Below are 18,684 nucleotides of genomic sequence, written 5' to 3' on the forward strand. Positions count from 1 at the left end.
TATCGCATGTAATAATTATTAGAATGTACGGGATAAATCTATATTTATCTCCACTGAATAAAGCTTTCGGTCTGATTTGATAAATGTTTTTTAATTTCTTACTTGTACTTATAAGATTGAATTTGAAGGAAGGAATCAACATGTCTTCATGGCTCAATAATACAAATGGATATTGTAGTTGTAATAATCAAAATGGTGTACATGTTGATTCGTGTTGTTTTAGTTGTGATGGGACAGTCCCTAAGCTTGGTCCAACAGGTCCAACAGGATCAACGGGTTCAACAGGTCCAACAGGAGCGACAGGATCAACAGGTCCGACGGGAGCAACAGGATCAACGGGAGCAACAGGTCCGACGGGTTCAACAGGTCCGACGGGAGCAACAGGAGCAACAGGTCCAACCGGAGCAACGGGAGCAACAGGTTCAACAGGATCAACGGGAGCAACAGGCCCAACGGGAGCGACAGGAATAACGGGAGTAACAGGTCCAACGGGAGCGACAGGAATAACGGGAGTAACAGGAATAACGGGAGTAACAGGTCCAACGGGAGCAACAGGTCCGACGGGTTCAACAGGTCCGACGGGAGCAACAGGAGCAACAGGTCCAACCGGATCGACGGGAGCAACAGGTTCAACAGGAGTGACAGGTTCAACAGGAGCAACCGGTTCAACCGGTCCAACAGGAGCGACAGGTTCAACAGGAGCAACCGGTTCAACAGGTCCGACGGGAGCGACAGGTTCAACAGGAGTGACAGGTTCAACAGGAGTGACAGGTTCAACAGGAGCAACAGGAGCAACAGGTCCAACGGGAGCAACGGGTTCAACCGGTTCAACCGGTCCAACGGGAGCAACAGGTCCAACAGGATCAACGGGAGCAACAGGTCCAACGGGTTCAACAGGTCCGACGGGAGCAACAGGTCCAACGGGTTCAACAGGTCCAACCGGATCGACGGGAGCAACAGGTCCAACGGGTTCAACAGGAGCAACAGGTCCGACGGGAGCAACAGGTCCAACGGGTTCAACAGGTCCAACAGGAGCGACAGGATCAACAGGTCCGACGGGAGCAACAGGTCCAACCGGATCGACGGGAGCAACAGGTCCAACGGGTTCAACAGGATCAACAGGTCCGACGGGAGCAACAGGATCAACGGGTTCAACAGGTCCAACCGGATCGACGGGAGCAACAGGTCCAACGGGTTCAACAGGTCCGACGGGAGCAACAGGATCAACGGGTTCAACAGGTCCAACCGGAGCAACAGGTACAAGTATCACGGCGACATATGCATTTGCAAATAATACGTCGGGAACAGCGATATCTGTAGTTCTTGGTGGAACGAATGTCCCGCTTCCAAATAATCAAAACATCGGTCCAGGAATTACTGTTTCTGGTGGAAACACAGTATTTACGGTTGCAAATGCTGGTAATTATTATATTTCATATACAATTAATATAACGGCTTCATTATTAGTCAGTTCACGGATTACAATTAATGGAGGGGCACTTGCTGGGACGATTAATGCTCCTGCGGTAGCAACCACATCATTTAGTGCAACAATCATTACAACTCTTGCAGCAGGAGATGCTATTAGCTTGCAATTATTTGGTTTGTTAGCTGTCGCAACATTATCAACAACTACTCCAGGAGCAGTGTTAACGATAATAAGATTAAGTTAAACTATAACTCTCTTACTCTTTTAAGATTAAGAGAGTTTCTACATATAATAAGAAGTTAATGAAGTAAAGCATAGTTATACAAAAGTCAGAATATTATGATTGTAACGCTATGGTGACTATAATATAATGAAAATAACCATCATGAATGAACATTCATTTATTTTTATGTATTTGAAGGGGGAATGAAGGTGGAAAAACCATGGTTGAAAAGTTATCCAGAGGAAATTCCGAGTACGATTTCTTATGATATTCAGCCGCTTCATAGATATGTAGAACAGATGGCTTCTCGCTACCCAGAAAAGAAAGCGCTTCACTTTTTAGGGAAGGATATTACGTTTTCGGACTTCCATGATAAGGTGAAGAGGTTTGCAAATTATCTTCAAAAGCTCGGTGTGGAAAAGGGTGATCGAGTTGCTATTATGTTGCCGAATTGTCCGCAAGCTGTAATTGGTTATTACGGCACATTACTTGCGGGAGGTATCGTAGTACAAACAAATCCACTGTATACAGAGAGAGAATTAGAATATCAGCTTCATGACTCGGGAGCAAAAGTAATTCTTTGTCTCGATTTAGTGTTTCCAAGAGTAACGAATGTTCAATCTGCTACAAAAATTGAGCATATTATCGTAACTCGTATTGCGGACTTTTTACCATTCCCTAAAAATCTATTGTATCCATTTGTGCAGAAAAAACAGTCAAATTTAGTTGTGAAAGTATCAGAGAGTGAAACGATTCATCTTTGGAATTCAGTAGAAAAAGAAGTGAATACGGATGTTGAGGAGCCTTGTGATCCTGAAAATGATCTAGCTCTTTTACAGTACACAGGAGGAACAACCGGATTTCCGAAAGGCGTTATGTTAACGCATAAAAACCTCGTCTCTAACACGTTAATGGGAGTTCAATGGTTATATAATTGCAAAGAAGGAGAAGAAGTCGTTCTTGGGGTTCTTCCATTTTTCCACGTGTACGGCATGACGGCTGTTATGAATTTGAGTGTTATGCAAGGATACAAAATGGTCCTTATTCCAAAGTTTGATATGAAAATGGTTTTTGAAGCGATTAAGAAGCATAAAGTGACACTATTTCCAGGGGCACCAACTATTTATATCGCTCTTTTAAATAGCCCACTTTTAAAAGAATACGATATTTCTTCTATTCGTGCTTGTATTAGTGGATCAGCACCACTGCCAGTAGAAGTACAGGAAAAGTTCGAAACAGTTACAGGTGGTAAACTAGTAGAGGGATATGGTTTAACAGAATCCTCTCCAGTTACACATAGTAATTTTTTATGGGAAAAGCGAGTGCCAGGTAGCATTGGAGTTCCGTGGCCAGATACAGAAGCAATCATTATGTCACTTGAGACTGGTGAGGCATTACCGCCAGGAGAAATAGGGGAAATTGTAGTGAAAGGTCCTCAAATTATGAAAGGATACTGGAATAAGCCAGAGGAAACAGCGGCTGTATTGCAAGATGGCTGGCTCCATACAGGTGATGTTGGCTACATGGATGAAGATGGATTTTTCTATGTAAAAGATCGCAAGAAAGATATGATTGTCGCGAGTGGATTTAATGTGTATCCTCGTGAAGTTGAAGAAGTATTATATGAGCATGAAAAAGTGCAAGAAGTAGTGACAATTGGAGTTCCAGATCCGTACCGAGGAGAGACAGTTAAAGCATTTGTTGTGTTAAAAGAAGGTACGGAGTGCTCTGAGGAAGAATTAAATCAGTTTGCACGTAAATATTTAGCGGCTTATAAAGTGCCGAAAGTATATGAGTTTAGAGATGATTTGCCGAAAACGACAGTAGGGAAAATTTTGCGCCGTGTTCTAATAGATGAAGAGAAGAGAAAGAATGAGGATGAGCAAACGGGCTAAGGCCCTTTCTTTTTGAAAAAATAGGATTGACACTTTTCTAAATAGTCAGTATTATAAGAATATGAATGACTATTCATTCAGTCATCTTCTTGAAGGGGACAGTAAAGTGAAGAAAAATAGACCGAAATACAATCAAATTATTGATGCGGCAGTCATTGTGATTGCGGAGAATGGGTACCACCAAGCGCAAGTTTCTAAAATCGCAAAGCAAGCTGGGGTAGCTGATGGCACGATTTATTTATATTTTAAAAATAAAGAAGATATATTAATATCCTTATTCCAAGAGAAGATGGGAGAATTTGTCGAAACAATTCGTCAAAAAACAGCAGGAATTGAAAGCGCTGTATCGAAGTTATTCATGTTGGTAGAAACGCACTTCTTGCTGTTGTCGCAAAATGATCCTCTTGCTATCGTTACGCAATTAGAGCTGAGGCAGTCCAATCAAGACTTGCGCCTTAAAATAAATGAAGTATTAAAAGGCTACTTACAAGTTATGGATGAGATTTTAGAGACTGGTATAAAACAAGGTGAATTTCAAGCAGATTTAAATGTTCGCGTGGCAAGACAAATGATCTTTGGAACAGTGGATGAAGTTGTGACCAATTGGGTAATGAGCGATCATAAGTATGATCTGGTCGCACTTTCAAAAACGGTACACGGGCTACTTATTGCAGCTTGTGGTTATCGTCAATAATGGGAGGGATCATGTTGAAATTCCTATCTGTAAGAGTTGAAGATCATATCGCGGTGGCGACGTTAAATCACGCACCAGCGAATGCGATGTCTTCACAAGTTATGCATGACGTTACTGAATTAATTGATCAAGTGGAAAAGGATGATAACATTCGTGTTGTTGTTATTCATGGTGAAGGACGTTTCTTCTCAGCGGGAGCAGATATTAAAGAATTTACATCTGTTACTGAAGCGAAGCAAGCAACAGAATTAGCACAGCTTGGACAAGTTACGTTTGAGCGTGTTGAAAAATGTTCAAAACCAGTTATTGCGGCAATTCATGGAGCGGCACTGGGCGGCGGCCTTGAGTTTGCTATGTCTTGCCACATGCGCTTTGCAACTGAAAGTGCAAAACTTGGTTTACCTGAATTAACACTTGGATTAATTCCTGGCTTTGCAGGTACACAGCGCTTACCACGTTATGTTGGGAAAGCGAAAGCTTGTGAAATGATGTTAACAAGCACACCAATTACTGGTGCAGAAGCATTAAAGTGGGGACTTGTTAACGGATTGTTCTCTGAAGAATCTCTTTTAGATGATACGCTTAAAGTTGCAAAACAAATTGCTGGAAAAAGTCCAGCAACAACTCGTGCTGTACTAGAGTTATTGCAAACGACAAAATCGTCTCATTACTATGAAGGTGTACAACGTGAATCACAGATTTTTGGTGAAGTATTTACGAGTGAAGATGGAAGAGAAGGTGTAGCTGCATTTTTAGAAAAGCGTAAACCTTCATTTAGTGGCAGGTAGTTCAATTATTTTTTTAATATAAATTAACAGAAAATTAAAATTGATAGAATCTTTCTGAAAAACAAGGGGGTAAATGGAATGAACATCTACGTACTCATGAAACGAACATTTGATACAGAAGAAAAAATCGTAATTAAAAACGGTGCAATTTACGATGGCGAAGCGGAATTCATCATCAACCCTTACGATGAATATGCAATTGAAGAAGCAATTCAAGTAAGAGACGCACAAGGTGGAGAAGTTACAGTTGTAACAGTCGGTGGCGAAGATAGTGAGAAAGAACTTCGTACTGCATTAGCAATGGGCTGTGATAAAGCTGTATTAATTAATATTGAAGATGACGTAGAAAATGGTGACCAGTTCACGACAGCAAAAGTGCTTGCTGAATATTTAAAAGATAAAGATGCAGATTTAATTTTAGGCGGAAACGTTGCAATTGATGGTGCATCTGGACAAGTAGGACCACGCGTAGCTGAAGCGTTAAATATTCCGTATGTAACGACAATTACAAAACTTGAAATTGACGGTACAAATGTGAAGATTGAGCGTGATGTTGAAGGTGATACAGAAGTGATTGCAACTTCATTACCAGTTTTAGTAACAGCACAGCAAGGTTTAAATGAACCGCGTTACCCATCGCTTCCAGGTATTATGAAAGCGAAGAAAAAGCCGCTAGAAGAATTAGAATTAGATGATTTAGATTTAGAAGAAGATGATGTGGAAGCAAAGACAAAAACAATTGAAATCTATTTGCCTCCTAAGAAAGATGCAGGAAAAGTGTTACAAGGCGAGCTGCAAGATCAAGTAAAAGAACTTGTATCGTTGCTCCATACAGAAGCGAAAGTAATCTAATAAAATACGAAATTATATATGCAGGAGGGAAAATCTATGGCTCGTAAAGTATTAGTAATGGGTGAAGTTCGTGATGGATCGCTACGTAACGTTTCTTTTGAAGCGGTAGCAGCAGCAAAAACAATTGCAGAAGGCGGTGAAGTAGTAGGTCTTCTAATTGGAGACAGCGTTGCCTCTTTTGCAAATGAATTGATTCATTACGGTGCAGATCGCGTTGTGACAGTTGAAAATGATAAATTAAAATCATATACATCTGATGGTTATGCACAAGCGTTTTTAGCTGTACATGCTGAAGAAAATCCAGAAGGTATTGTCTTTGGACATACAGCACTTGGCAAAGATTTATCACCAAAATTAGCAGCGAAGCTTGAAGCTGGTTTAATTTCTGACGTAACTGCTTTAGAGGTTGAAGGTGGAAATGTTATCTTCACTCGTCCAATTTACTCTGGTAAAGCATTCGAGAAGAAGATTGTAACAGACGGCATCTTATTTGCGACAGTGCGTCCAAATAACATTGCAACTCTGGAAAAAGATGAGTCTCGCAGCGGTGACGTATCTTCTATTACAGTTGATGTGAAAGATTTACGTACAATCATTCAAGATGTTGTCCGTAAAACAGCAGAAGGTGTGGATCTTTCTGAAGCGAAAGTTATTATCGCTGGTGGACGCGGTGTGAAGAGTGAAGAAGGCTTTAAACCATTAAAAGAGTTAGCTGACGTACTAGGCGGCGCTGTTGGGGCATCTCGTGGTGCTTGTGACGCTGAATACTGTGATTACTCATTACAAATTGGTCAAACTGGTAAAGTTGTTACCCCAGACTTATACATTGCATGTGGTATTTCTGGTGCGATTCAGCATTTAGCAGGTATGTCTAACTCAAAAATAATCGTTGCGATTAATAAAGATCCAGAAGCAAGTATCTTTAAAGTAGCTGACTACGGTATTGTCGGTGACTTATTCGAAGTTGTACCTCTTTTAACAGAAGAGTTTAAAAAGTTAAAAGTACATTCATGATTTTAGTACCCTTGAGTTCCAAGTGAAGTACCCCTATATATAGAAAAAGGTGAGAGATCCCCTGTCTCTCATCTTTTTAGTATTTAATCCGTATTTTTATATAGTATAAAGGAACATTTTTTTGTTACAATACATAACGATACATATTATTCGCCACGTATATAAGTTAATGATATACTCTTGGTAGAATATACTTGAAGGAGGAAATAAAATGGCAATTGTAAACGCAAATGACCAAAGCTTCGCAGCTGAAACTAGCGAAGGTGTTGTATTATTAGATTTCTGGGCACCTTGGTGTGGACCTTGTAAAATGATCGCTCCTGTATTAGAGGAAATCGATGCAGAACTAGGCGAAAAAGTAAAAGTAGTAAAAGTAGACGTTGATGAAAACCAAGAAACTGCTCGTCAATTCGAAGTAATGAGCATTCCAGCTCTTTTCGTATTAAAAGACGGTAAAGTAGTTGATCAAGCGTTAGGTTACAAACCGAAAGAAGCGTTAGTAGAATTAGTTTCTAAACACTTCTAAAATAAAAAAGCTACCATTTGGTAGCTTTTTTTATTTTCTTTTTTACAGTCTTTCCGTTACAATAAAAGAACGTATGTTGGGTGTTTGGGCATAGTATGTTTTCAAGGGAAAATAAAAATGCTAAGTATGTAGAAATGGAGGGAGACGAGTGCACGAACATTTGAAAGAGAAGTTGGCTATTTTACCAGATCAACCTGGTTGTTATTTGATGAAAGATAAGCAAGGAACGGTTATATATGTCGGAAAGGCAAAAGTGCTTAAAAATCGTGTGCGCTCGTACTTTACTGGTTCACATGATGGGAAAACACTGCGGCTTGTAGGAGAAATTGTTGATTTTGAATATATTGTAACTTCTTCGAATTTAGAAGCACTTATTTTAGAGTTAAATCTAATTAAAAAATATGATCCGAAATATAATATTCAATTAAAAGATGATAAAACATATCCTTTTATTAAAATTACAGCGGAGAAGCAACCTCGCTTACTCATTACTCGAAACGTAAAAAAAGATAAAGGGAAATATTTTGGTCCTTATCCAAATGCACAATCTGCTCATGAAACGAAAAAACTGCTAGATCGTATGTATCCACTTCGGAAATGCACGAATATGCCAGATAAAGTTTGTTTGTATTATCATATGGGTCAATGTTTAGCGCCTTGTGTGAAAGAAGTGACGGAAGAACAAAATAAAGAAATTGTAGATGAAATTATTAAGTTTTTAAATGGTGGACATAAAGAAGTTCGTTCAGAACTAGAAATAAAAATGTATGAGGCCTCAGAGAAACTAGAGTTTGAACGTGCAAAAGAGTTGCGTGATCAAATTGCTCATATTGATGCGATTATGGAAAAGCAAAAGATGATTATGAGTGACTTAGTGGATCGTGATGTGTTTGGATATGCAGTGGATAAAGGATGGATGTGTGTTCAAGTTTTCTTCGTTCGAAAAGGAAAGCTAATTGAACGTGATGTTTCTATGTTTCCAATTTACGATGAACCAGAAGAGGGTTTTTTAACGTTTATCGGCCAATTTTATGAAAACAGTAGTCATTTTAAGCCGAAGGAAATTGTCGTTCCAGGAAGTATAGACTCGGAATTAGTAGAGCGCTTTTTAGAAGTGGAAGCGACGCAGCCGAAACGTGGTAAGAAAAAAGACCTTGTAGAATTGGCAAATAAAAATGCGAAGATTGCTCTTGAAGAGAAGTTTTACTTAATTGAACGTGATGAAGAACGAACGATTAAAGCGGTAGATCATTTAGGGAAGCAGCTTGGGATTGAAACGCCATATCGTATTGAAGCGTTTGATAACTCAAATATTCAAGGAACAAATCCCGTTTCTGCAATGATTGCTTTTATCGATGGGAAACCGGCGAAGAAAGAGTATCGAAAATATAAAATTAAAACGGTTCAAGGACCAGATGATTATGAGTCTATGAGAGAAGTTGTGAGGCGCCGTTATACAAGGGCGCTTAAAGAAAATTCACCTTTACCTGATTTGATTATTATTGATGGAGGAAAAGGCCATCTAGCGGCTGCAAGTGATATTTTAGAGAATGAGCTCGGATTATATATTCCGATGGCAGGTCTTGTAAAAGATGATAAACATAAAACCTCCCATTTAATTATTGGGGATCCACCGGAACCTGTGATGCTTGAGAGAAATAGCCAAGAATTTTATTTATTGCAGCGTATTCAAGATGAGGTGCATCGATTTGCGATTACATTCCATCGTCAATTACACGGGAAATCTGTCATTCAATCAGCATTGGATGATATTCCAGGAATCGGTGATAAACGGAAAAAGGTATTGTTAAAACATTTTGGTTCATTAAAGAAGATGAAAGAAGCTTCTATAGAGGAATTTGTCGAAGCGGGTATGCCGAAAAATGTCGCGGAGACGATTTATACGTATTTAACAGATAAGAAGACGTTGTAGTTTACAACGTCTTCTGTTTTTTGGTATAATTTCTGAAGATTTAAAATAAATGCATCTGAATGAAAATACAAAAAAGTCAACTAAACTGATATGTCTAGTTGACTGTAGGTAATGCTTACACTTCAATGAGATCTTTTATATCCCATTTTACAAGAAATGTAATAGAGTCAGAACGTTTTTTCTTTTCTTCGTATGACTCTGCAACGACGTTCCGTTGCTTTTGGATTTGTTCAGCGATGAATCCGGCTTCTAGTTGATAAGAAGAATGTCGTTTTTGTTTTTGACGTTCTGCGATGAGTGTGCCTTTAAGTTGGAACTGCATTTCACGACGCTTATGTTCAACAATGCTTAAAGTGCCCCAGCCAGCCTTTTCAAAGAACTGAATGACTTCTTCAATTGTTTCTAGCGGATATTTTCTTGCAAGGTTTCTACCAGACCAGTATAAAATACCATCTAAATCGTTGCCGATTAAATCAGGTAGTAATTCTTCACGTAGCAATTCATAAGCGAAGGCGTTCAATGAAACATCTTCTAAAGATGTTGTATCGATTGTATTTTTACTCACAATATTCCCCTCTTTCTATAGGGATTATTATATAACATTTCACATTTATAAAAACAGATTTTTCTTTAGGAAAATCTGAATATATAAGAAGAAAAAAAGAATTGGCAAATTATATGCAAATTATGTATACGTTTTCTTGACGCTTCGACAAAAATAGGAGTAAAATGAACTTGGTATCAAATTATGCTGAAATATTTCGAATAATTTTTTCAGTTTTTCTTATGCCAATAGTGAAAAAACATTATTGTCATAAACTAATCTGAAAACAGCAGTCAAACATTCAAGGGGGGTAATGGGGACATGAAAGGCCGCGAGTATACGTTTCGTAAGTGGCACTCATTAATGGGGGTCATCCCGGTTGGTGTCTTTTTGACGCAACATTTAATTGTAAACAACTTTGCAACACGAGGAGCAGAGGCTTTTAACAAAGCTGCAGGCTTTATGGAGCTCCTTCCATTCCGGTATGCGCTAGAAATTTTCATCATCTTTTTACCGATACTGTACCATGCTATATATGGCTTATATATTGCATTTACAGCTAAGAACAATGCGGTTTCTTACGGTTATTTCCGTAACTGGATGTTCGTTTTCCAAAGAATTTCAGGTATCGTTACGCTGATCTTCATTTCTTGGCACGTCTGGGAAACTCGTATTCAAGCAATGTTAGGTAAAGAGGTAAACTATGATATGATGGCAGATATTTTAAACAATCCAGCTATGTTTGCATTCTACTTAGTTGGTGTTGTTTCAACAATTTTCCACTTTGCAAATGGACTATGGACATTCTGCATCAGCTGGGGAATTACAGTATCTCCACGTTCACAAAGAATCTCTACTTATGTAACATTAGCTATTTTCTTAGGTTTATCTTATGTAGGTGTGAGTGCATTATTAGCGTTCATCGATCCACAGCTAGCAAACCAGTAAGGAGTGGGAGAGCATGAAAGGGAAACTTATAGTAGTCGGCGGTGGCTTGGCTGGCTTAATGGCAACGATTAAAGCGGCAGAAGCAGGAGTAAATGTTGAACTGTTTTCTTTAGTACCAGTAAAACGTTCACATTCTGTATGTGCTCAGGGCGGAATTAACGGTGCCGTAAATACGAAAGGTGAAGGGGATTCTCCATGGATCCACTTTGACGATACAATTTATGGTGGGGACTTCTTAGCGAACCAACCACCAGTTAAAGCAATGTGTGAAGCAGCACCTGGTATCATTCATTTAATGGACCGTATGGGTGTTATGTTCAACCGTACGGAAGAAGGACTTCTTGATTTCCGTCGATTTGGTGGAACGCAACATCACCGTACAGCATTTGCTGGTGCAACAACTGGACAGCAATTACTTTACGCATTAGATGAGCAAGTACGTCGTCACGAAGTAGCAGGACTTGTAACGAAATATGAAGGTTGGGATTTCTTACGAGCTGTTGTTGATGATGAAGGTGTGTGCCGAGGAATCGTTGCACAAGACTTACAAACTATGGAGATTAGAAGTTTCGGAGCAGATGCCGTGATTATGGCAACAGGGGGCCCTGGTATCATTTTCGGAAAATCAACAAACTCCATTATCAATACAGGTACAGCAGCTTCTGCTGTATATCAACAAGGCGCATATTATGCAAACGGTGAGTTCATTCAAATTCACCCAACGGCAATTCCTGGAGACGATAAATTACGTCTTATGAGTGAATCTGCACGTGGTGAAGGTGGACGTGTTTGGACATATAAAGATGGTAAACCATGGTACTTCTTAGAAGAAAAATATCCGGCTTACGGAAACCTTGTACCTCGTGACATCGCAACGCGTGAAATCTTTGATGTTTGCGTAGAGCAAAAACTAGGTATTAACGGTGAAAACATGGTGTACTTAGATCTTTCTCATAAAGATCCAAAAGAACTAGATATTAAACTAGGTGGAATTATTGAAATCTATGAGAAATTTACAGGGGATGATCCTCGTAAACTACCGATGAAAATCTTCCCAGCTGTTCACTATTCAATGGGCGGACTATGGGTTGATTATAAACAGATGACAAATATTCCAGGTTTATTTGCAGCAGGTGAGTGTGATTATTCTATGCACGGTGGTAACCGTCTTGGTGCAAACTCACTATTATCAGCAATTTATGGTGGTATGGTAGCAGGACCAAACGCAATTGAGTATATGAAAGGTCTTTCTAAATCATCTGATGCTGTTTCATCTACTGTATATGAGCAAAATGAATTAATCGAAACAGAGAAATTTAACAATATTTTAACGATGGATGGTAACGAAAATGCGTATGTTCTTCATAAAGAGCTTGGAGAATGGATGACAGATAACGTTACAGTAGTTCGTGAAAATAAAAAATTATTAGAAACAGATGCGAAAATTGAAGAATTAATGGCTCGTTACAAACGTATTAACATTAACGATACAGCAAGATGGAGTAACCAAGGTGCTTCATTTACACGCCAACTTGCAAATATGTTTGAGTTAGCACGTGTTATTACAATTGGCGCATATAACCGTAATGAGAGCCGTGGGGCGCATTACAAACCTGAATTCCCAAATCGTGATGATGCAAACTTCTTAAAAACTACGATGGCAAAATTTGAGGGAGAAGGAAATGCACCAGCATTCCATTACGAGGACGTTGATATTTCGTTAATTAAACCACGTAAACGTGATTATTCTTCAAAACACGATGTAGCTGCTAAGGGTGAAGAGAAGGGGGATAAACAACATGTCTGAGAAAACAATCCGCCTCATCATTACGAGACAAGACGGGCCAGATGCGCAAGCGTTTGACCAAGAGTTTGAAATTCCATATCGTCCGAATATGAATATTATCTCAGCACTTATGGAAATCCGTCGTAATCCTGTTGATTCAAAAGGGAACCAAACAACTCCGATTGCATGGGATATGAACTGCTTAGAGGAAGTATGTGGTGCATGTTCGATGGTGATTAACGGAAAACCACGTCAATCATGTACGGCACTTATCGATCAATTAGAGCAACCAATTCGCTTAAAACCGATGAAGACATTCCCGGTTGTACGTGACTTGCAAGTTGATCGTAGTCGCATGTTTAATGCTCTAAAACGCGTTAAAGCGTGGATTCCAATTGATGGTACGTATGACCTAGGTCCAGGACCAAGAATGCCTGAGAAAAAGCGTCAATGGGCTTATGAGCTTTCAAAATGCATGACATGTGGTGTTTGCTTAGAATCATGTCCAAACGTAAACAGTAAGTCTGACTTTATTGGACCAGCACCGTTATCACAAGCTCGCTTATTCAACTCACATCCAACGGGTGAAATGCATAAAGCAGATCGCTTACGTGCAATTATGGGAGATGGAGGACTAGCAAACTGTGGTAACTCTCAAAACTGTGTGCAATCATGTCCGAAGGGTATTCCTTTAACAACTTCAATTGCGGCATTAAACCGTGATACAACAATTCAATCGTTCAAAGATTTCTTTGGTAGCGATAATAACTATTAATAAATATTGCCTCTTCATATCGAAGAGGCAATATTTATAACTTTATTTTTCTGTTTATTCTGTTTATTTAAAGGTGAAAAGGGGAGATAACAATGAAGAGGATTTCTTATATTGAAGACTTTGAGCAATGGGAAAGTGGTTTTTCGTTTTACAACCCTGTAAAGGTTCGTTTTGGTGAAGTAGATATGTTTGGACATGTAAATAATGTCGTTGCTTTTACTTATTTTGAAGAAGCTCGTATTGCGTTGTTTAAAGAACTTGGATTTATGCAAGAGTGGACACATGCATCATCAGAAACGATGATCGTTGTTGCGGATTTACAATGTAATTTTATTAAGCAAATATATTTTGATGAACAGCTGAAGGTGTATGTAAAGGCAGGATCGGTCGGGAATTCTTCTTTAGATTTACATTATATGGTGAAGAATGCAGCAGGAGAGGTTTGTTTAGTAGGTCGTGGAATGATGGTTCAAGCGTCGAAAAAAACAGGAAGAGGCGAACCATGGCCTGAAGAATGGAAGAAGAAATTACTACAATAATAGAGTGAAAGAAAAATAAGAGAGCAAATTGCTCTCTTATTTTTTGTCTTCCATCGCTTCTTCTAATGTTAAGTGATGTTTATATAGGTATGTAGCGTATGGATTACCAACGTAGCGTAAGTGCCATGGTTCATATGCATATTCTGTTGTATCTGTTTTATCTTCTAAGTAACGAATGACAAAGCCGAATTCATGAGCGTGTTCTGCGACCCATTTTCCTTCTGCTGTCTCCCCGAAGATAGGCTCTAATTGAAATTTAGCTGATTTTGAACTAATATCCATTGCTAAACCCGTTTGGTGTTCACTTGTACCAGGAATTGCGCTTACCGAATTAGCTTCGGCTTTTCCTTGGCGGCTAACGTATGTATCATGCAACGATTTTTGGCGTTTGTATGAACGATAACCAGATACAGCTGTAAGATCAAGCCCTTCTTTTTTCGCAGCTTTAAACATGTTTTCAAGTGCCTCTGCAGCATCTTTTCGCAGCAATGTTTTTTCTTTATCTTTTGGACTAATAAATGGTACATTTGGTCTCGTTAAGTCTTCAGGAATGTATCCATCTGGTAGTTTTCGATGTTTATTAATTAAGACAAGATTAGATTTGGGATTTGTTACCACTGAAAAGTCATTGTCTATTTTCTTTGCATTATGATCAGCTTTTGGAAAAGCAGGAATCTCTTCTTTTTTATGGTTATTATGCTTTTGACTTTCGACAGCTTTTGCTTCATTATGTAGTGGTGTTTTAGAACCAAAGTAAGCGAAAGATGTGATCCCGATTACAATAGTAGTGGCAGAAATAATTATTATCTTTTTCATGATGCCTTGTAATCACAGTCCCTTCTTAATAAAATGTGTAATGTTTTTTTTATTATAAATCTAGTTTGTTGGAAAAGGAATATAAGAGTCATAACGTAATAGAAATGCAAAGAAAATGTCAGAAAATGTGTGAATTTGTAGTATTTTTTTATATAATTCATTTCTTATCTTTCATGAAATGCATTTTTTATGTAATATATATACATAAGAAGATGTAGCGATTATCGAGAATAGAGAACTTCTTGTATAGACTGGGAGTGAATGGGAATGGATTTTGCAACAATTATTGGACTTATTTTAGGATTTGTAGCAGTGGTAGTAGGGATGGTCGTCAAGGGCGCTGACATAACAGCCTTATTAAATCCTGCCGCAGCATTAATTATTTTTATCGGTACATTTGCTGCAGTATGTATTGCATTTCCGATGAATCAACTAAAAAGGGTTCCAAAACTATTTAAAGTTCTTTTTGGTTCAAATAAAAAGGATTTAAGTTATGAACAGTTGCTAGAATTATTTGTTCATTGGACATCTGAAAGTAGAAAATACGGTATTTTGTCTTTAGAGCAACAATTAGACAAAATTCAAGATGAATTTCTTTTGCGCGGTATGAAATTTGTGATTGATGGCGTATCCGCAGAAGATTTGGAGCAGATTTTGGAATCTGAATTAGAGGCAATTGAAGAAAGACATGCAAAGGGAGCTGCTATTTTTTCACAAGCTGGTACGTATGCACCGACATTAGGAGTTTTAGGTGCTGTTATCGGTCTTGTAGCTGCGCTTGGTAACTTAACTGATATTGAAAAGTTAGGTCATGCTATTTCGGGTGCGTTTATTGCAACGATTTTTGGTATTTTTTCAGGTTATGTATTATGGCATCCATTTGCAAATAAGTTAAAGCAAAAATCTTCAGCTGAAATTGAGAAAAAACGTTTAATCATTGATTGTTTATTAATGTTACAAGAAGGTACATATCCGTTTATTATGAAGAACCGCATTTTAGGTGCACTTTCTGCAACTGAGCGTAAAAAGCTAGAAAAAGGAGCAGAAAAAAATGCGGAGTAAGAAAAATAGAAGAGGCAAAAAGAAAAAACATGATGAGCATATCGATGAAACATGGTTAATCCCATATTCTGATATGTTAACGTTGTTATTTGCATTGTTTATCGTTTTATTCGCAATGAGTAGTATAGATGCTGCGAAGTTTAAACAGATGGCAGTTGCTTTTCGAAGTGAATTAGCTGGGGGAACAGGTAACAAAGAATTTTTAAGTGATCAAAAGCCAAATGATGAAAAAGAATTATCAGCAAGTAGCCTTGAGGCAGAACAAACAAAAAAACAAGAAGAAGCTAGAGCTAAAGAAAAAAAAGAGATGGATGAATTGAAAGCATTACAAAAAAAGATTGATCAATATATTAATGAAAAACAATTATCCTCTTCTTTTCAAACTAAATTAACTGAAAAGGGATTAATGGTGACAATATTAGAAAATATACTGTTTGATTCGGGGAAAGCAGATGTGAAATTAGAATCTTTAGGGATTGCAAAAGAGATGTCTAGCTTACTTGTTTCAGCGTCACCTCGTGAAATTACAGTATCGGGTCATACGGATAATGTCCCTATTGCCAATGCGCAGTTTGCGTCGAATTGGGAATTAAGTACGCAGCGGGCAGTTAATTTTATGCAAGTATTACTGCAAAATAAAGAATTACAACCAGAAAAATTTAGTGCGATTGGATACGGAGAATACCGTTCAATTGCTCCAAACGATACACAAGAAGGAAAGGCAAAGAATAGACGTGTGGAAGTATTTATCTTGCCTTTAACAGAGAAAGTAAAATAAAAGAGGATGGCGAATGCCATCCTCTTTTATTTTACTTCAAATGATTTTAAGTTGTCGCGACGGATTTTATCTTTTTCTGCATCTGATTTTTTGAAATCATAATCATATAAAGCGCCTTCCCAATCGCCATACATTGGATTCGGGAAAATAATGAATTTCTCACCAAATTGTGCTTTTGAATCTGCTACTGTTTGGTTACGATCTTTTACAGATTTTCCATCAAAACCTGTGAAATCAGATAAGTTATCACCGAAGAATAAGACAATATCATGAGTTTGAGAAACGAGTTCACGGCGTTTTTCTTTTCCTTTTTCTTTCGGATCTTGTAGTAATATATGTTCTTTCGTTGCTTGAGGAGCACCTACACGCTCAAGATTTTTAATTGTCGCATCTAGTTGATTCGTTTTACGATTTGAGATGTAGTAAATATCTACACCTTTAGACTCTGTATATTTTAAGAAATCAATTGCGCCTGGAAGGGCTTCAGCCTCAGCTTTGTTAATCCAATCATCCCATTTGTAAGGATAGCCTTTGCCTGTTTTTACGCTCATTGCTTGATGAGGACTGTTATCTAAAACAGTTTCGTCTAAATCAAGCACGATAGCAGGTTTTTTCTCTGTCCCTTTTGCAAGAATTGCATCAAGCTTTAATTGACCAATGTTGTACCCTTGGTAGTAAAGTGCTTTCGTTTCACCGGCTGTTTGATACCATAAATCAGCCATTAATTGTTGTTCTGTTAATTTTACTTTCTCTTCTTTTGCCACTGTTTTCTCTGGTGTTCCTGAACATGCTACAAGTGATGTAGATAGAACCGCTACAGATAATAAAGTGGTAATGCCCCTCTTCATCTTCATATGTATCCTCCTTGATGTTAGAAAATCATTTTATATTATATATTAAAATATAATATTTTTATATGAACATTTGCATATTGTCTTTTGTATATATAGTAGTATGTCCTATATTAGAAAGATGAGCAAAATAATAATAGTTGTTTTGACAATTTTTATTGTCGTAATGACAATTATAATTGACAAAAAGAACTTTGTTATTTACAATTTTAACTAAATAGAACAAATGATGGATTAATGACGATGTTTACATATAAGAGGATGAAGCGCGGTGCTATATTTTGTCTTGAATAAACATAGTCTTTGAAAGAGAGTACGAATGATACTAAAGGGGAGGCTTTATACTTGAGTTTACAAATTCAAAACTTAACGAAACAATTTGGGGAATCAAAAGCAGTTAACGGTTTGCAAATTTCGTTACCAAAAGGTGAAGTACTAGGGTTACTTGGACGAAATGGTGCAGGGAAAACAACAACAATCAAAATGCTTCTCGGATTATTAACGCCTAATGAAGGTTCGATTACATGGGATGGAAAAGCATTTGGAAATAGTGGTGTAACAATTGGGTATTTACCAGAAGAAAGAGGTTTATATACAAAAAGTAGAGTAATAGATCAGCTGCGATATTTTGGTAGATTAGAAGGAATGTCGAAGAAAGAAGTGGATCACGCTATTGATCACTGGTTAGAGCGTTTAGCGATACCGGAATATAAATTTAAAACGGCTGGAGAGCTTTCAAAAGGGAATCAGCAAAAAATCCAATTAATTGCTGCTCTTCTTCATAATCCGGAACTTCTCATTTTAGATGAACCATTCAGCGGCCTCGATCCAGTTAATGCTGGGATGTTAGCTAGTATTATTGAAGAACAAGTACAGAGCGGAAAGACGATTATTTTATCAAGTCATCGTATGGAACAAGTAGAGGCTTTTTGCCAACATGTATGTATTTTGAAAAAAGGTGAAGCAGTCGTAAAAGGACAGCTAAGTGATATTAAGAAAGAATACGGTTTCCGTAATTTAACGATTGAAGATACAGTAGAGAATGAAAAGGGATTAGAAGCTATACATGTATCGTATGAAAAACAACAAGGCCTTCTTTATGTGAAAGTACAAGACGATGCGGAAGCTCTCAAGATTTTGCAACAGTTGCAAGAGCAAGGTGTTAGCTTACGACAATTCAAAATGTTAGAGCCGACGTTAAACGAAATCTTTGTAGAGAGGGCGAAATAAC

General features: G+C 38.0%; 18 protein-coding genes. 15 read left to right on the forward strand and 3 right to left on the reverse strand.

The window, feature by feature from the left end; translation table 11 throughout:
- The first annotated feature begins 140 nt into the window (after positions 1 to 140).
- From QO049_RS30920 to uvrC, 8 genes are all read left to right on the forward strand, one after another.
- Positions 141 to 1,673 carry a BclA C-terminal domain-containing protein gene (locus tag QO049_RS30920; RefSeq protein WP_284489237.1) on the forward strand — a complete coding sequence of 511 codons (1,533 nt, stop codon included), beginning with the start codon at positions 141 to 143 and terminating at the stop codon, positions 1,671 to 1,673.
- A 188-nt stretch (positions 1,674 to 1,861) separates the two neighbouring features.
- Positions 1,862 to 3,547 (forward strand): long-chain-fatty-acid--CoA ligase, encoded by a 1,686-nt coding sequence (locus tag QO049_RS07115; RefSeq protein WP_246961350.1) that lies wholly within the window; start codon positions 1,862 to 1,864, stop codon positions 3,545 to 3,547.
- A 106-nt stretch (positions 3,548 to 3,653) separates the two neighbouring features.
- Entirely contained in the window at positions 3,654 to 4,241 is a 588-nt protein-coding gene (locus tag QO049_RS07120) for a TetR/AcrR family transcriptional regulator (protein WP_000742223.1), read from the forward strand.
- 11 nt (positions 4,242 to 4,252) lie between these two features.
- Positions 4,253 to 5,029, forward strand: a complete 777-nt coding sequence (locus tag QO049_RS07125) for an enoyl-CoA hydratase (RefSeq protein ID WP_000911292.1) — start codon at positions 4,253 to 4,255, stop codon at positions 5,027 to 5,029.
- A 78-nt stretch (positions 5,030 to 5,107) separates the two neighbouring features.
- Positions 5,108 to 5,881 carry an electron transfer flavoprotein subunit beta gene (gene etfB, locus QO049_RS07130; protein WP_001029028.1) on the forward strand — a complete coding sequence of 258 codons (774 nt, stop codon included), beginning with the start codon at positions 5,108 to 5,110 and terminating at the stop codon, positions 5,879 to 5,881.
- 36 nt (positions 5,882 to 5,917) lie between these two features.
- Positions 5,918 to 6,895, forward strand: coding sequence for an electron transfer flavoprotein subunit alpha (gene etfA, locus QO049_RS07135; protein ID WP_000101943.1), 978 nt, complete (start codon positions 5,918 to 5,920; stop codon positions 6,893 to 6,895).
- Positions 6,896 to 7,106: 211 nt separating this feature from the next.
- Positions 7,107 to 7,421 (forward strand): thioredoxin, encoded by a 315-nt coding sequence (trxA, locus tag QO049_RS07140; RefSeq protein ID WP_001018943.1) that lies wholly within the window; start codon positions 7,107 to 7,109, stop codon positions 7,419 to 7,421.
- A 148-nt stretch (positions 7,422 to 7,569) separates the two neighbouring features.
- Positions 7,570 to 9,354 carry an excinuclease ABC subunit C gene (gene uvrC / locus QO049_RS07145; protein WP_000544296.1) on the forward strand — a complete coding sequence of 595 codons (1,785 nt, stop codon included), beginning with the start codon at positions 7,570 to 7,572 and terminating at the stop codon, positions 9,352 to 9,354.
- 115 nt (positions 9,355 to 9,469) lie between these two features.
- Here uvrC and QO049_RS07150 read toward each other — a convergent pair whose 3' ends face one another.
- A complete protein-coding gene (locus QO049_RS07150; protein WP_000042226.1) occupies positions 9,470 to 9,919 on the reverse strand; it encodes a YslB family protein in 450 nt (149 codons plus the stop codon).
- 300 nt (positions 9,920 to 10,219) lie between these two features.
- Here QO049_RS07150 and sdhC point away from each other — a divergent pair, with 300 nt between their 5' ends.
- From sdhC to QO049_RS07170, 4 genes are all read left to right on the forward strand, one after another.
- Positions 10,220 to 10,846 carry a succinate dehydrogenase cytochrome B558 gene (gene sdhC / locus QO049_RS07155; protein ID WP_000678354.1) on the forward strand — a complete coding sequence of 209 codons (627 nt, stop codon included), beginning with the start codon at positions 10,220 to 10,222 and terminating at the stop codon, positions 10,844 to 10,846.
- 13 nt (positions 10,847 to 10,859) lie between these two features.
- Entirely contained in the window at positions 10,860 to 12,653 is a 1,794-nt protein-coding gene (gene sdhA / locus QO049_RS07160; protein ID WP_000676750.1) for a succinate dehydrogenase flavoprotein subunit, read from the forward strand.
- Positions 12,646 to 13,407: a succinate dehydrogenase iron-sulfur subunit gene (gene sdhB / locus QO049_RS07165; protein ID WP_001291827.1), complete on the forward strand. Its 762-nt coding sequence runs from the start codon at positions 12,646 to 12,648 to the stop codon at positions 13,405 to 13,407. The genes sdhA and sdhB overlap by 8 nt, the downstream gene beginning before the upstream one ends.
- A 92-nt stretch (positions 13,408 to 13,499) precedes the next feature.
- A complete protein-coding gene (locus QO049_RS07170; RefSeq protein ID WP_000822734.1) occupies positions 13,500 to 13,946 on the forward strand; it encodes an acyl-CoA thioesterase in 447 nt (148 codons plus the stop codon).
- A 36-nt stretch (positions 13,947 to 13,982) separates the two neighbouring features.
- Here the strand turns inward: QO049_RS07170 and QO049_RS07175 are convergent, their stop codons facing one another.
- A complete protein-coding gene (locus tag QO049_RS07175; RefSeq protein ID WP_048567811.1) occupies positions 13,983 to 14,762 on the reverse strand; it encodes a M15 family metallopeptidase in 780 nt (259 codons plus the stop codon).
- A 267-nt stretch (positions 14,763 to 15,029) separates the two neighbouring features.
- On the opposite strand from QO049_RS07175, the gene motA reads away from it, so the two are divergent.
- Positions 15,030 to 15,824, forward strand: coding sequence for a flagellar motor stator protein MotA (motA, locus tag QO049_RS07180; RefSeq protein ID WP_000344853.1), 795 nt, complete (start codon positions 15,030 to 15,032; stop codon positions 15,822 to 15,824).
- Positions 15,814 to 16,602, forward strand: coding sequence for a flagellar motor protein MotB (gene motB / locus QO049_RS07185; RefSeq protein WP_001256735.1), 789 nt, complete (start codon positions 15,814 to 15,816; stop codon positions 16,600 to 16,602). Before motA ends, motB begins: the two co-directional genes overlap by 11 nt.
- Before the next feature lie 26 nt (positions 16,603 to 16,628).
- On the opposite strand, the gene QO049_RS07190 is transcribed toward motB, so the two are convergent.
- Positions 16,629 to 17,456 carry a 5'-nucleotidase, lipoprotein e(P4) family gene (locus QO049_RS07190; RefSeq protein WP_000782768.1) on the reverse strand — a complete coding sequence of 276 codons (828 nt, stop codon included), beginning with the start codon at positions 17,454 to 17,456 and terminating at the stop codon, positions 16,629 to 16,631.
- Positions 17,457 to 17,798: 342 nt separating this feature from the next.
- Here QO049_RS07190 and QO049_RS07195 point away from each other — a divergent pair, with 342 nt between their 5' ends.
- Positions 17,799 to 18,683, forward strand: a complete 885-nt coding sequence (locus QO049_RS07195) for an ABC transporter ATP-binding protein (protein WP_000058117.1) — start codon at positions 17,799 to 17,801, stop codon at positions 18,681 to 18,683.
- Position 18,684 lies beyond the last annotated feature (1 nt).

Origin of the sequence: Bacillus sp. RB3 (genome assembly GCF_030164735.1) — a bacterium.
In the GTDB taxonomy this organism is placed as follows: Bacteria; Bacillota; Bacilli; order Bacillales; family Bacillaceae_G; genus Bacillus_A; species Bacillus_A cereus.